This window comes from Odoribacter sp. Z80 (assembly GCF_009935865.1).
Classification (GTDB): domain Bacteria; phylum Bacteroidota; class Bacteroidia; order Bacteroidales; family Marinifilaceae; genus Odoribacter.
Genome location: NZ_QWEL01000002.1, coordinates 371,962 through 386,360, shown reverse-complemented (window position 1 = coordinate 386,360; position 14,399 = coordinate 371,962). Strand labels below are relative to the sequence as shown.

Here is a 14,399-nt window from a genome sequence, read left to right as displayed (position 1 = left end):
GTTCGGATAAAGAATTAATACCGGATTGTGAAGTTATGAAGAAAATTGTATGTACATGGTTTGTTCTTGTAATTTGTTCAGCCGTTCTGTTTGCTGAAAACGGAATTCTGGAGAGGTTGCAGCAGATACCTCAGGTGAGCGATATAAAAAAATGGGAAGTAAGTCCTTTTTTGGAATATTATGAATTCCGGTTTGAACAGCCGGTGGACCATACCCGTCCGGAGTCCGGCAGTTTTAAACAAAAAGTGTTGTTGGGACATCGGGCTGCGGAGGCTCCCGTCATTGCAGAGCTGGAGGGATATGCCATTGGAGCTGTGAGGGAGAATGAACTGGCTGGTTTGCTGAAAGGTAATCAGTTGACGATAGAACACCGCTTTTTTGACAGTAGTGTGCCGGAGGACGGTATTCCCTGGGAATATCTGACTATAAAGCAGGCTGCCGCCGATCACCATGCTGTGATTCAGGCTATCAAACAACATCTTTACCCTTCTTCCAAATGGGTGAGTACGGGAATCAGCAAGGGAGGACAGACTACGGTTTTCCATCGTTATTTTTATCCGGATGATGTGGATGTCAGTGTTCCTTATGTGGCTCCTTTGAATCTGGAGTATGTGGACCCGCGTTTAGATAAATTCCTGAATAAACTGGGAGTTGTGAAAGAAGGGGTTGGGATGTTTTTCGGCGTGGGAAGTGTACCGGAGGATTGTCGTTATAATATCCGGGATTTTCAATTGCTTTGTTTTAAACATCTGGATGATTTATTGCCTTGTTTGGAAAAAGTTGCGGCGGAAAGAGGTTACACGTATGAAAAAGTGGGAGGAATGCGAAGGGCTTTGGAGTTGATTATATTGGAATATCCGTTTGCTTTTTGGCAATGGGGCAATAGTTGTGAGGAGATTCCGGACACGGAAGATGCAGGGGATTGGCAGGAGGTTTTTGATTACCTGGTGAAGATTTCTTCTCCCGATTTTTTTGAAGATGAGTATATCAAACGTATGCAGCCTTTTTTCTATGCGGCTTTGACGGAAACAGGCATGTATGATTATAATGTTAAGCCTTTCCGGAAGTTTTTGAAAGATAAGGGGAATATAGATTTTTCTTTTACCTGGCCGGAAGGGATAGTAAGAAAACCCTTTAATACCCGGCAGATGGAGGAAATAAATACCTGGTTGCAGACCAAGGCCGAAAGGATTTTGTTTGTTTACGGGGGAAGTGACCCTTGGTATGCTACTGCCGTGGATTTGAAAAAAAATGATAAATGCCGGAAGTATGTAAGGGGAGACATGAGCCATATCTGCCGGATCAAGGATATTGACCCGGTTTCGCGGGAAGATTTGATAGAGACGTTGAAGGAGTGGCTTGCGGTAAAGCCTTAGGATGGGTTTGTTTCTCTGTCTCCTTTGGCTGTCAGTTTTTTGCTGATGATGTCGGTGGCTCCCAGTTGGCTGTCTACATAAGCCAGTGCCTGACGTCCGGCTGCTTCGGCAATGGCCGGAGTGGTGAGCAATCGGTCTAAGACTTCTCCCAACTCTGTGCCGTTGTGAATGGCAAAAGCTCCTCCTTCACGCAGAAGGCTCACTGCTTCATTGAATTTCTGATGGTTTGGCCCGAAAATGACCGGAATACCGTAAACGGCAGCTTCCAGTGTGTTGTGTATGCCTACTCCGAAACCTCCGCCGATATAGGCTATTTTGGCATAACGGTAAATGGAGGACAGTAACCCGATACAATCAATGACCAATACTTCGCAGTCTTCTAACGGAATTTCCGGCTGACTGTAACGGGTGATTTTTTTCCGGCATTTTGCCATGAGTGATTTGATGTGGTTTTCGCCTATTTCGTGGGGAACCAATATCCATTTATATGCTCCGGTATACCGGTTGATGTATTCTGTCAGGATTGTTTCGTCGGGAGGCCAGGTACTGCCGCATACAACGGCCGGCCGGCCAGCACAGAAACGTTCTACGGCCTCGATGTTTCGGGCGGAAGAGGCTATTTGCTTTACCCGGTCGAAACGGGTATCGCCGGTCTGTTTGCTCCGGGTGATGCCGACGGAATTCAACAACCGGACTGATGCTTCGTCCTGTACATACAGGCAGTCGAAGAAACCCAGCATTTTCCGGTGCAGACTTCCCCATCTTTTGAAAAATGGTTGTCCCGGCCGGAAGATTGCCGATATGAGGTAGGTGGGAATTTGCCGTTGGTGCAGTTCATGGAGAAAATGATACCAGAATTCGTATTTGATGAATATGGCGGCGTCGGGCCGGACAGTGGCGAGGAAGCGCCGGGCATTCTTCCGGGTGTCGGCCGGAAGATAGTATATATAATCGGCACCGGTATAGTTTTTTCTGACTTCATAGCCTGAGGGAGAAAAAAAGGTCAGCAGAATTTTGGTGTCCGGTTCCATTTCCCTGAGTTTTTCCATAACGGGTCTTCCTTGTTCAAATTCTCCGAGTGAGGCGGCATGAAACCAGACCAACCGTTCCTTGCCTCGTTGAAAGTCACGGAGACGGAGGCGGGTGGCTTTCCTGCCTTTGCACAGTAAGGCGGCTTTCTCATGAAAAGGTGCGGCCAATCGGACAGCTAAATGGTAAGCCCGGATTCCGGTATCGTAAAGTAATGGCATAGTAGGATATGTGCTAATCAGTGTTAATGGCACAAAATTAGAAATAAAACCGCATTTTTTTGTTCTTTGACTAACCGGATGTACCTTTTATGAATTTTTTTCGCTTTTCGCTTTTCGCTTTTCGCTTTTCGTTGTACCTTTGCGACGTCATTGTGGAAAGATTTGGCTGATTGCAACCACAGAAAAAAATTGCTAAAATGCATTACTTCTGAATTCAACCATCCATTGCCTTTCCCGTAGTATTAATTTATGATTTTAGATGTGTGATCTGCAATTGTTTCGGGAGTTGTAATCCGCAGTCTACAATCAAAGGTCTAAAATTAAATTATGGGATATTTATTTACTTCAGAATCCGTATCGGAAGGACATCCTGATAAGGTTGCCGATCAGATTTCAGACGCTGTGCTCGACCGTATCATTGCTTTTGATCCGGAAGCAAAAGTGGCTTGCGAGACGTTGGTTACTACCGGGCAAACGGTGATTGCCGGAGAGATTAAGACTAAAACTTATGTGGATGTTCAGCAGGTGGCCCGTGAGGTCATCAATGAAATCGGTTATACGAAGAGCGAATATATGTTTGACGGGAACAGCTGCGGAGTGTTTTCGGCTATCCACGAACAATCGCCGGATATTAACCGGGGTGTGGTCCGGGAAGACCCGATGGAACAGGGAGCCGGCGACCAGGGTATGATGTTCGGATATGCATCGAATGAAACCGATAATTACATGCCGCTTTCTTTGGAGTTGGCTCACCTGCTGTTGATCGAACTGGCGAAGATCCGGAAGGAGGGACAGTTGATGCAATATCTGCGTCCCGACTCAAAATCGCAGGTGACGATTGAATATGGAGATGACGGAAAGCCGGCCCGTATTCATACCATTGTTATTTCCACCCAGCACGATGAGTTTATTCAGCCGGCAAACGAGACTCCGGAAGCTTGCCTGAAAGCGGATGAGGCGATGGTGGAATGGATTAAAAAAGATATTATTGATATTTTATTGCCCCGGGTGAAGGCTTTGTTGCCCCGGCGGGTACAAAATCTGTTTGACAAGAATCTGATTTTGTTTGTGAATCCTACCGGTAAGTTTGTAATCGGGGGACCTCACGGAGATACGGGATTGACGGGACGGAAAATTATCGTAGATACGTATGGAGGTAAAGGTGCGCACGGTGGCGGGGCTTTCTCCGGAAAAGACCCTTCAAAGGTGGACCGTTCTGCTGCTTATGCAGCCCGGCATATTGCGAAGAATATGGTGGCAGCCGGTGTTGCCGATGAAATGTTGATTCAGATTTCGTATGCTATCGGTGTTGCCAGACCGGTGGGTGTGTATGTGAATACGTATGGTACTGCGAAAGTGGCACTGACAGATGCTGAGATTGCGGAGAAGGTAAATGAAATATTTGACTTGCGTCCACGGGCGATTGTCGAACGCCTGAAATTGAGCAATCCGATTTATCAGGAGACAGCCAGTTACGGACATATGGGCCGCAACCCGCAGGTGGTAAAGAAGGTGTTTACTTCTAATTACTGGCCTACCGTGGAAAAAGAGGTGGAACTGTTTACCTGGGAGAAGCTGGATTATGTGGATGAGGTTAAAAAGGTGTTCAAGGAGTTCAAGACTTCCCGGCAATGAAAAATAAACCGACCGAAAAGTAAAATTTTCGGTCGGTTTATTTTTATGAGAAATTATGTCCTTGATAAAAACAGGGAAACATGTAAAGTTTTTTTTTCAATTCCTCCGGTTCATGTAAATCATGATGTAATAGAGGAGGGTGGCGAGGGAGGCCAGGGCTGCAATGACGTAGGTGTAGGCCGCCCATTTCAGGGCATCAAAGGCGTATCCTTGGGTTTGCTGGCTTGTAATCCCGGAGGTGCGCAGCCAGGCTAAAGCCCGGTGGCTGGCATCTATTTCTACCGGCAGGGTGATGAAACTAAAGAGGGTCATGATGGCGAACAATCCTATACCGGCCAGCAGTAATCCGGGAAAAGTGTTGACTAATATGATGCCTGCCAACAGAATCCATTGCACCCAATGAGAGGCAAATTCGACTGCCGGGACGAGGGCGGAACGTAGTTTCAGCATGCTGTATGCTTTGGCATGCTGGAGGGCATGTCCTGTTTCGTGGGCTGCCACGGCAGCGGCCGCAATGCTGTTTCCGTAATAGACGTCTTTGCTTAGGTTGATGGTTTTATTGGCGGGGTTGTAATGGTCTGTCAGCTGGCCTTCAACGGTTCCGATTTTTACTCCGCTGATGCCGTTGTCCCGCAACATTTTTTCGACGACGTCACGACCTGTCATTCCGTTGGCTGTCGGTATCTTGGAATATTTTTGAAAGCGGTTCTTCAATTGGTTGCTGATGAGCCAGCTGATGATGGTGAACCCGATAAAGATTACCCAGATCCACAGGTTTCCTCCGAGCATTGTAGTGTGTTCCATAGTTTTAAATTGTAAATCTTAATTTATAGTTTGTCTGAGCACAAAAATCAAGCCAAACTGTTTTGTTTTACGTATTCGTCTGCCATTATGCCAATTAATTTCATAAAATTAACAGTTTGTGCCATCCTGACTTTTGAAGTTTTAGCGGTCGTTTGGTTTCTCTGTTTGTTTTGCAGGGGGGGCGTGTCGGAGTTACAGGGTAAAGAAAGGAAGTGTTATATTTCAAGGTTTTTTCTGATTTTTTTGAGGTTTCTTTAACAAACGGGAGGATTTTAAGAGATTAATTCTTAATATTGTAGCAAAATCATAGGAATCCGATAAAACGATGTCAAAGGGAATGAAGCTTATGGATAATAATTTTAAACGTAAGGTTACGTTACGGGCTTCTATTGGCATAAGGAAGAGATAATGGAAAAGGAAGCTCGCTGAAAGGCGGGCTTTTTTTTGGAAATGAAGAAATACACGCTATAAGAATACAATGAAAATCAAAGGAGAACCCAGGGCGTTTCTGAGTAATGAAGCCCGGCAATTATTGAATCTGTATGAATCGTTAGGGGAGCGGGCGGAAATTTTTCTGCCGCGTCATATTTATGATAATCTGACGAGTTTTGTGAAACTTTGTTTTGAGGAACCGGACGACCCTACGGCACAGCAATCGGAGATTAACCGTTATCTGCTGAAATTCAGGGAAGATATTCCGGGGTATACGGATGTGTCTTTGATGCTTTGTCCTCATAATCATTCGAAAGCTTTTGAGCTGAGCGGACGGCGGGGAGAGTTTGTAAAGAGGATTAACGAGTTTTTAGATACGGAGATGGTGAATCCGGATGCGCGGGCCCTTTTGAGGAATATTAAAGATACGCATGATTTTTCGGTGGGGACACCTCCGGTGCGAAGCAGCCACGTAGAGTTTATTTCACAGGTGCAGTTGGGCGGTCAGGTCAGGGATTTGCGAAAATACCGGGATGTTATCGGGGTGACCGGTGATTTGAATGAGGCTCACTGGAATTACTTAATGGATACCCTGGAGCAAATGATTAGTCAGAGTACGCATTATACAACCGGGGCGGAGAAAGCCGATTTCCTGAACCGGATGCGCTGGGCTGTCAATTTTAAGGGATTGAACGGGATGATTACTACGGTGGTCTCCGGAAATGCGGATAAAGCCGTTGGTTTGATTCGGGGGGATGTTTTCAGCCGTAATAGTGTGCAGGTGTTGGAGAATCCTTCTGCTGAGGAGCTTTTCGAGCAGATGTGTGTGGATACGACTTCTGTTTTTGTGGTGAAAGCACGCCATATGCGGGTGAATCCTTTTTCGGGAGAGAAGTGGTTTCCTTTGCTGACGCGTTTAGTGATTGTAGACGATTCGAAGGAGTCCCGCAGCTCCAATACTTCTTTGGTGTTCTGTTTTCACAATGGAATCATCAATACGCTGAATAAGGTGCATACCAAGAAATTGGGTTCGCCGGCTAATACGCAGTTGAATCTGCGGTTGATTCTGGAGAATGTCAATCTTTCTTTTTTGGCTGAATTCCGTGAAAAAATTGAGATTCAGATACGGGAGTATGAGAAGGAAATCAATCATATCCTGCAAGAACAGCTCGGAACGGCTACCGATGCAGTGAAACGCCTGAATGTGTTTAAGTTAGATGTGTTCTCCCGGAAGATTGTTCAGGATAAGTATTCGTTGGAGAAGCTACGGGATTTTATTTATTTCCTGGAGAATTGCCACAAGGAGGATAAGCGGCAAGTACAGACACGGGAGCTGATAGAGGAATTTGAAAGCCGTATACGGCAGTATTTTTATTCCGACAGTCCGCAGATTCAGGTGTTGAGTGTATTGGAGGGAGGCGGTCGGAATCAGATACGCACTTATGGCCAATATTTGTTACAGAAGCCTTTGCATCGGTTGGATGAGAAGGTATACCGGGCTTGTGAGTTGATTCTGAGTATTATTCCGAGTAATTATGAACGGACTTTAAAGAATCATTTCCATAAGAATTTCGGGATTAACCTGTTCCTGGAGAAGTATCAGGCTTATATTACGAAGGTGGATAACGATGCGAATAATAAGGGCCGGTATGATAATTTCCTGAATGACTTGGGTATCCGGGAGAAGTACCGGGCTTTGTCTCCGGAGGAGCAGGAGGTGGTGAAGGAGTTTTTGTCGGCATTGGGAAATCTGGAGCAGACCTCTGTATCTGATTCGGTGCAGATGATTATCCGGGATTTGTTGTTTCATCCCCATGGCCGTCCGAAGCCTTATGTTATTTATAATGCGATGCAGGCGTGGGAGTATAAGGATTTGTTGCCGGATGACAGTTTTGATATTAATCCGTTTGATATAGAGATTGAGAATTTACCTGACGGGCGTTTGGCTTATGAGCGTTTGACGGATAAGTTGCTTCGGATTAAATCTACTTTGTCTTTGTTTGATGATAGTGGAAGTCTGTGGGATTTGTTTTGTGAAAATACGACTATTTTGATTAATGATCCGAATAATCCGACCGGATATACGGATTTTAATACGGAAGCGCTGAATTCGTTTCTGAAACTGATGAATACGAGCAAGATTACCTTGTTTTTAGATGAGGCTTATGCGGACAGTGTGAAGGTTACGGATAAGAATATGCCGAAATGGCGCACTATATCGCGTTATATTATTAATAATATCAATGCTCAGGCTAATATACGGGCGGTTTCTTCTTTGTCTACAACGAAGAATTTATCGGCTACGGGCGATCGTTTAGGGGCTTTGGCGGTTACTCCCCAGGCTGCTTCTGTGGCTGCTTTTGTGCGGCAGCAGAATTCGAGCGCTCACGGAAATAACAATTCTTTGCTGATGTTGAATAATCTGTTGGAAATAGCTCAGGTAGCGAAGAAGATTAAAGATACGCTTGAGGGCGAATTGCCGAAAAATGCTTCCCGCTATAAGATTAAGGAGACGTTGGTGCGTTTTATCAATGAACAGATCGGACGGATTGAGAAGTCGAATGCAAATAGTGTTGTTAACCGGCAATTGCATAAGACAGCTGGTTTTGAGGGTAGTCCGTTGTATATTTTTCTGTTGGATGAATTGGTGGCTTTGGATAAGTTGGATATTCTGGCCTTACCGGATGATTTTAAGTATGAGAATGAACCGTTTTTTGTTTATTATCAGAAACGGTTGGTAGAAAATTTAAACCGTTTCCGTGTGAATAAGAATTTCCGCAGTGAGTCACTGCAGCGTATGAATTGGGCGAAGGATGTGGCTCAGCGGGTGGTTGCCCGGTTTGAGGGGACGAACGTGACCTGGTTGCCTTCGGATGGTTCTTATTTGTTTAATTTCCGGGTGGGTGAAGGATTTTCTTATGCGGACTTGTTGTGTTTCTGCCAGTATCTGGCGCTGAACCGGGGTATTGCTGCGGTGCCGTATCCTACGGGATTGGTCCGTTTTGCCATTGGCGGTTTTTTGTCTGATACGGAAGAGAGTAAGCAGGTGTTTAAGTATGAATTGGAAGATGCTTTCACGATTTTCGTGAAGTATTGGACAATGTTTGCAGGGAAGCGTTTAGCTCCGGAATATAAGGAGGTGGAAAGCCATACTATTTTAGAGGAGATATTTGCTTATGGGAGGACGCAGGATTTGATCGAAGCGGTTATCGGGGATTTTCCTTTGTCTGCCGGATTTAAGAAGGATAAGGCTCCTTCTTTGCAAATCCGCGATATACGGACACTTTATCATGCTTCGCCTGAGCGTAGCGGGGTGAGTATCACTACGATTGACCGTTCGGTAAATTCAGTGATTGAGTTGCATGGGGATAAGATTGGTTCGTGCCGGGATGTTTTTGAATTTATCCGCAGTGCAGCTTTTACGAAGGTGTATGAGAATTTGCTGGCTCAGATTTATAAGCAGGTGCCGGCAATTGCTGACCTGGATTTTAATACGGTGAGTTCGAAGTACAGTAAGGCGGTTATTTTGAAGTATATCACGAATAAGAAGACTTTCCAGCCTAATTTTAATGTGCTTGATGATCCGATGGAGAAGAATGTCATGCGGGAGATTCTGATTGAGATGGAGCACATTTTGTTTTCTGACAGTAAGGTGAAGATTCTGGCTATTGATGCTACCGGAAGTCCGGGATTGGATAAATCGAAACTGGAAGGGATTAATGTGATTATTAAGAAATATATCCGGGAGATTTTGTTGCATTTTAACCTGCCGTTTGAGAAAGAAAGCCTGGAACCCAGCCGAAAGGAGATTGTACGGGTGGCCGGAGAGACTTTTGAAGAGATTATCGGTATTCAGCTGGGGGACCTGAATTTACAGATTTGGGTGGATGAGTTTATCAACCGGTTGCGGGCGTTGCCTGAGTTTAAGGAAACTCTGCTGGCTCAGAAGTGCATGGGTTATGTCATGGATTCTATTGCTTCGGGAATGAACCGGGACGGTATGTCGGTGACGGACAAGATTCTTTTCCTTTATTTGCTGAATAATGACCATTCTTTTTACCGGTTGGTTTCGGCGAAGCTGAAATATTTCAGTGATAAGATCGGAGCTTGTGAGGATGGAGAGGTGAAAATGTTTACCGAGGAATTTATCACGGAGATTATGCCTTCGCAATTGAAGGAGATTAATGATTATATTATGCGGCGCCGTGACATTAAGGTGGCGGAGGGGGAGATTCACCGGGTGAGCCGTAAGGTGGTGCTGTTTTATATCAGTATGATTAAGCGGACGAAAGGAACGGATTATTATAAGCGTTATACGCATACGCTGGTACGTTTGGTGGAGACGGCTTTTATGAAACAGAATTCAAGTGTGAATGAAATGGTTCAGCATGGTATTTCAATTTATAAAGGCTTTGAGATGGAGAATAAGGCTTTGGAGACTTTCCAGGGGGGGCGGATTAGCTGGATCAATGAGTTGATGCGGAAGTGCGGGGTGATTTCTTCCGAGCAGCCGGTACAGGAGCATACCCGTATTGTGACGGATGCAAAGAAGCGGGAATATCCTTTCCATAAAGTGGATCGTTTGGATGCCCGGTCGAAGGTGCAGATGGAGGAGGCCGGACCGAATGATTATCTGAAGTTGTTGGATTTGCGTCCGGATTCTTCTTTCTTTACGAATCGTCTGGCCCGGTTTATTGCGAATATGGATTCTGATGACTACCGTTGTAAGGTAGTGAAACATGGGATGGTGAAGGAGTTGGTGATTTTCCAGAAGGGGTATATGAAGTATCTGACGGATAATTACCGGTTGAATTATACGGAGGATATAGCTCTTACCGATATTACGAATTTTGTACCGGATGTGATCAGTTTTCTGGGTGCCCCGGAGAAGTTGATTTCTTTCCCTCAGATCGGTTATTTTGATATTCCGGGACCGAACGGAAATATCAAGACTATTGTTACTCCGTTGAAGCAGAAGGTGGATTATTTCGGGGATGTGAAGAAGCCCCGTCTGACGGTGATTAATGAGAAGATAAAGGAGATTGGCGGTAATCCGCGTCACGGTTCGTTGTTTGCCGTGGAGGAGAATGACGGCAGTATTTTTGTGGTGGAGATTAACGGAGACAGTGGAGTGGGCAAGTCGGAGATGATAGCTGCCTTTATTTTGAAATGGTTGCGGAATAACCTGGAAGGCGTGCGTTCTGTGAAATTGATTGCGGGAGATATGTTCCATGAGTTTCAGGATGCGGAGGGTAATCTTTATGGTATCGGAACGGAAGTGGGTGATTTTTCCCGGACGACGGATTTTGATCCGGATTATATCAAATATTATAAGTATTTATTTGAGAGCAGTGCCGACAGTAATGTGGAAGATTTGAATTCACGGAGTACGGTGAGCGGTATGTGTGATATTACCATGCCTTATAAGATTGACATTATGCTGAGTGCGGGTAATTATTCGAAGGAGGAGGCCGGGATTACGCGGGTGGATAATCCGGAGAATTTCCTGTTGTATATGGATGCTCACGGCGAGCGAAAGGAGAAGGCTACCAGCCAGGACGGCCCGAATTTTCAGCGTACGCTGAAGCGTTATACGGCGGATAAGAATATCGTGGATGTGATTGCCCGTCACGGGAATTATCTGGATGTGATTCTGGACTGGGATTATGTGGAAGGAGAGAAGCAGTATTATCTGGCTTCTTCTTATAAACTTCTGGATAAAATCGATGTGACGGAGGTGGTGAATCTGATTTTTGACGGGAAGCAGTTCCGCCGTGACGGTGTATGTTATACTATTGAGACGGTTTCTTTTGATATGATACAAAACCGTTTTATGGCAACTGTATCTTATGGGGAGGGAGAAAGCCGGGAGATGAAGATTGACCGGAAGATGTTCAGCAGTATTTTCGATTCGTTGGCCAGCACACCGGGCGGACAGCCTTTTATAGCAGAGGAGGGACAGCTGGATTCTGTATTGAATTTGGTGCGTGTGATGCGGGGTGGAGAGAAGGGAGAAGGCAAAGCCCGGAATATTCAGTGCGGAATGCTTTCCACAGAAATCGGCAAGAAGGGCCGTGAGATAACCGGACCGCAAAAAGCGGCTATGGAGTTGAAGCGGATGATTCAGGAAGTGCGGGTGACCCGGCCTGAAATCAATGAAGGTAAAATCCGGGTGAAGCGTCTGTTGAATGAGAAGTACCGTCCTATTTTCGGAGGGGAAATGAATAGCTCGGAATTGTGGCGTTATAATTTCTTTATTTATCAGTTAGAGAATATGAAGAAAGCGGATTATCGCCGGATGGATGATATCAGCCGGAAGGTGGATATGGGTAATCTGGTGGATTTTAAACCGGTGGATCCGAAAAAAGAATTCAGTCCTTTGCTGGTCAATCCGAATTTGAATATTGAGTTGAGCAGTTTTAGCGAGACTTTCGAGGAGTTGATGAGTTTACCCAATTACCCGGAGTTTGCGCGTGAGTTTTCCGAACATATGGACCGGTTGTATATTGCTGAAGGGTATAGTGAGGAAACGAACGTTAATAATATGATTGTACAGTTGTTGTTGATGGAAGGGTATGTGACTACGGAAGATGTGGCCCGGGGAAGTGTGATTGAGAAGGTGAACCGGGAAACGATAGCTGCTGCCAAATATGCTGTGGTGAAATTTTTGGAAGGCAGGAAGATGCCGGCGGAGGTTAAAGTGCCGGAGAGAAAGCCTAAAAGGAATAAGAAGTAAGTTTTTCAGAGATGGCGCAGGAAATTGAAAGGAAGTTTCTGGTGGCCGGAGAATTCAAGTCCCTGGCCTATCAATCGGTTCGGATTGTCCAGGGGTATCTGTGTTCTGTTCCGGAACGCACGGTCCGGGTCCGGGTCCGGGGTGACCAGGGATTTATTACGATAAAAGGTAAAAGTGATTCGGAGGGATTGAGCCGTTATGAATGGGAGAAGCAGATTGCCGTGGAGGAAGCCCGGGAGTTGTTGCAGTTGTGTGAACCGGGAGTGATAGATAAGGTCCGTTATTTTGTCCGGGTGGGAAAGCATGTTTTTGAGGTGGATGAGTTTTATGGGGAGAATGAGGGTTTGGTGGTGGCGGAAGTGGAATTGAAAAATCGGGACGAGGCTTTTGAACGGCCTGAATGGCTGGGTCCGGAAGTTACCGGAGATTTGCGTTATTATAACGGGATGTTAAGTAAATGTCCGTATAAACGATGGTTAGCTGAGGGGTAGTTTGTCGTTAAACCGGATCCGGACGTGTGTTCCGTCGCAGAAAGGTTTGTTGGAAGATGCGCCGCAGCGGCAGAGGTTGACCCGGTTGCGTTGTTCGTATTTTGTTCCGTCGGGTCCGTTTATGGGTATACCGCCTTTGACCCATAGCGGGCCGCTACATTTCATTTGCGGGTCTTCGATGAGGCTGATTGCCGGTTTCAAAGGAGGCTCGATGAAGTTTTCCGTTTGTTTATCCCAAAGTTTGAGGCGTCCGGAGGGGCAGAGGGTGCTTTCGTGGATTGCGTTGTCCCGGTCTTCCGGATTGCCGGAAGTTTTGATGAGTTCCCATACGGTACCTTTTGCCAGGCATATCCGGGCATGGGAACAATATTTGATATTGTCGGCTAATGATACGGTCTCCCCGTCATATAGTTCTGCATCTTCCAACAGAGGAATATTGTCGGCGGTGAGTGCGGACTCCCATTCTGCGTGTGCATGTGCTCCGTCGCAGTAGGGATGGTTATGGGAATGTCCGCAGCGGCACAGCGGGGTCGGCTGGTTGGCGGCAGAGAACGTTTGTCCGGATTCGTATTTCCATATCGTGTGTTCGTTGTTTTCCACTAAAATTTCCTGAGATAACGGTGGGTTTCCGTATACTAAATAGGGACCCTTCGCCATGACCTTGATTTTGTATCGGGGGTCGGGCTGGGGGATGTTGGGTTCGGTAAGCCGTTTTTTTTCTTCCATAACAGGGTGTTGGGGTTTATCCTGTTATACTCTTTTTGCCGGTTTAAGGTTATGGAAGAAAGGATTTTTCAGTAGGTCATGGTCATGTCGGTGGGAACACAGATATAAAAGTCTGCCCGTCCCTGGTTTTCTTCTCCCAGTTTATCTATTTCGTCCTGGCGTACAGAGCAGATGTTGGCGATTTTGAGGCCTGGGCGATATAGGTTGAGATAGGTGATAATGCCTTTTTTGAAGTCGGAATGGTAGTTCCCGTTGAGGTGTACGAATTTTGATCTGAGGTTTTTTGAAATGAGCCATCCCATGGTAGCGTCTTTGATAGCTTGTGCTTTTGCTATATTCTCCGGATTAGTCTTTTTGGCAGATGTCATCAGCATGAGTCCGAACATTGCGCTTGCTTCTTCGTCGGGAGTATATTCTATGGGAAGCGGAGCTATGTATTGGAGAGCTTCGGGAGATAGTTTCTCCAGGGCTTCGAATCCTCCGTTTTTGACCATATTGGCGTAGCGGCGTGGGACGTTGGTTGCGATAACGGGTAAATGGTGTTCGCGTCCTAATCCGATTACGTTGGCGTAGTCGGTGGTGTAATTGGGCCAGAGTCGGGCTTCTTCTTCGAACCGGTCGGAGCTGATAAGTCCGTCGAGGTACTCGTTGAGGATGAGCTGGTTGTCGGCTTCCAGCATTTCAGCTCCGATGGTCAGTTTGTCACCGTGCTTCCGATAGAGGTCTTTGATGATTTCATATTCGAGCCAGTGGGCTATCGGACAATTATGGATTTCGCCGATGAATACAACATCTTGTGTTTTCAGGGTTTTCATCATTTCCTGGTAACTGATTTGTTTGCCTGAGGCGTCGAAGAGGTTGTAGGCTTTTTTTTCCTGGCTTTTGGTTTGAATAAAAAGGAGGAGAGTGCAGAGTAGGGTAAGGATGTATTTCATATCAATGTGTTTTT

Annotated in this window: 8 protein-coding genes; 4 read left to right on the top strand and 4 right to left on the bottom strand. The window is 45.8% G+C overall.

Features of this window, described 5'->3' with window-relative positions:
* The first annotated feature begins 35 nt into the window (after positions 1-35).
* Positions 36-1,376, top strand: a complete 1,341-nt coding sequence (locus D1136_RS03430) for a S28 family serine protease (protein ID WP_161876218.1) — start codon at positions 36-38, stop codon at positions 1,374-1,376.
* On the opposite strand, the gene D1136_RS03425 is transcribed toward D1136_RS03430, so the two are convergent.
* Positions 1,373-2,626 carry a 3-deoxy-D-manno-octulosonic acid transferase gene (locus D1136_RS03425; protein ID WP_161876217.1) on the bottom strand — a complete coding sequence of 418 codons (1,254 nt, stop codon included), beginning with the start codon at positions 2,624-2,626 and terminating at the stop codon, positions 1,373-1,375. The genes D1136_RS03430 and D1136_RS03425 overlap by 4 nt on opposite strands.
* Before the next feature lie 327 nt (positions 2,627-2,953).
* Between D1136_RS03425 and metK the strand changes: the two genes are divergently transcribed.
* Entirely contained in the window at positions 2,954-4,261 is a 1,308-nt protein-coding gene (metK, locus tag D1136_RS03420; protein WP_161876216.1) for a methionine adenosyltransferase, read from the top strand.
* 96 nt (positions 4,262-4,357) lie between these two features.
* Here the strand turns inward: metK and D1136_RS03415 are convergent, their stop codons facing one another.
* Complete coding sequence (locus tag D1136_RS03415) at positions 4,358-5,065, bottom strand: zinc metallopeptidase (RefSeq protein ID WP_370461308.1); 708 nt, start codon at positions 5,063-5,065, stop codon at positions 4,358-4,360.
* 478 nt (positions 5,066-5,543) lie between these two features.
* On the opposite strand from D1136_RS03415, the gene D1136_RS03410 reads away from it, so the two are divergent.
* Both D1136_RS03410 and D1136_RS03405 read left to right on the top strand, forming a co-directional pair.
* Positions 5,544-12,233 (top strand): aminotransferase class I/II-fold pyridoxal phosphate-dependent enzyme, encoded by a 6,690-nt coding sequence (locus D1136_RS03410; protein ID WP_161876215.1) that lies wholly within the window; start codon positions 5,544-5,546, stop codon positions 12,231-12,233.
* Positions 12,234-12,244: 11 nt separating this feature from the next.
* Positions 12,245-12,724: a CYTH domain-containing protein gene (locus tag D1136_RS03405; RefSeq protein ID WP_161876214.1), complete on the top strand. Its 480-nt coding sequence runs from the start codon at positions 12,245-12,247 to the stop codon at positions 12,722-12,724.
* Here the strand turns inward: D1136_RS03405 and D1136_RS03400 are convergent.
* Positions 12,710-13,450, bottom strand: coding sequence for a CDGSH iron-sulfur domain-containing protein (locus D1136_RS03400; RefSeq protein ID WP_161876213.1), 741 nt, complete (start codon positions 13,448-13,450; stop codon positions 12,710-12,712). The two genes, D1136_RS03405 and D1136_RS03400, sit on opposite strands and share 15 nt — an antisense overlap.
* Positions 13,451-13,518: 68 nt before the next feature.
* Positions 13,519-14,385 carry a ChaN family lipoprotein gene (locus D1136_RS03395; RefSeq protein WP_161876212.1) on the bottom strand — a complete coding sequence of 289 codons (867 nt, stop codon included), beginning with the start codon at positions 14,383-14,385 and terminating at the stop codon, positions 13,519-13,521.
* Positions 14,386-14,399: the final 14 nt, after the last annotated feature.

Coding starts and splice junctions, on each gene's coding strand:
- D1136_RS03430 (WP_161876218.1), top strand. CDS start 36: ATGAAGAAAATTGTATGTACATGGTTTGTTCTTGTAATTTGTTCAGCC.
- D1136_RS03425 (WP_161876217.1), bottom strand. CDS start 2,626: ATGCCATTACTTTACGATACCGGAATCCGGGCTTACCATTTAGCTGTC.
- metK (WP_161876216.1), top strand. CDS start 2,954: ATGGGATATTTATTTACTTCAGAATCCGTATCGGAAGGACATCCTGAT.
- D1136_RS03415 (WP_370461308.1), bottom strand. CDS start 5,065: ATGGAACACACTACAATGCTCGGAGGAAACCTGTGGATCTGGGTAATC.
- D1136_RS03410 (WP_161876215.1), top strand. CDS start 5,544: ATGAAAATCAAAGGAGAACCCAGGGCGTTTCTGAGTAATGAAGCCCGG.
- D1136_RS03405 (WP_161876214.1), top strand. CDS start 12,245: ATGGCGCAGGAAATTGAAAGGAAGTTTCTGGTGGCCGGAGAATTCAAG.
- D1136_RS03400 (WP_161876213.1), bottom strand. CDS start 13,450: ATGGAAGAAAAAAAACGGCTTACCGAACCCAACATCCCCCAGCCCGAC.
- D1136_RS03395 (WP_161876212.1), bottom strand. CDS start 14,385: ATGAAATACATCCTTACCCTACTCTGCACTCTCCTCCTTTTTATTCAA.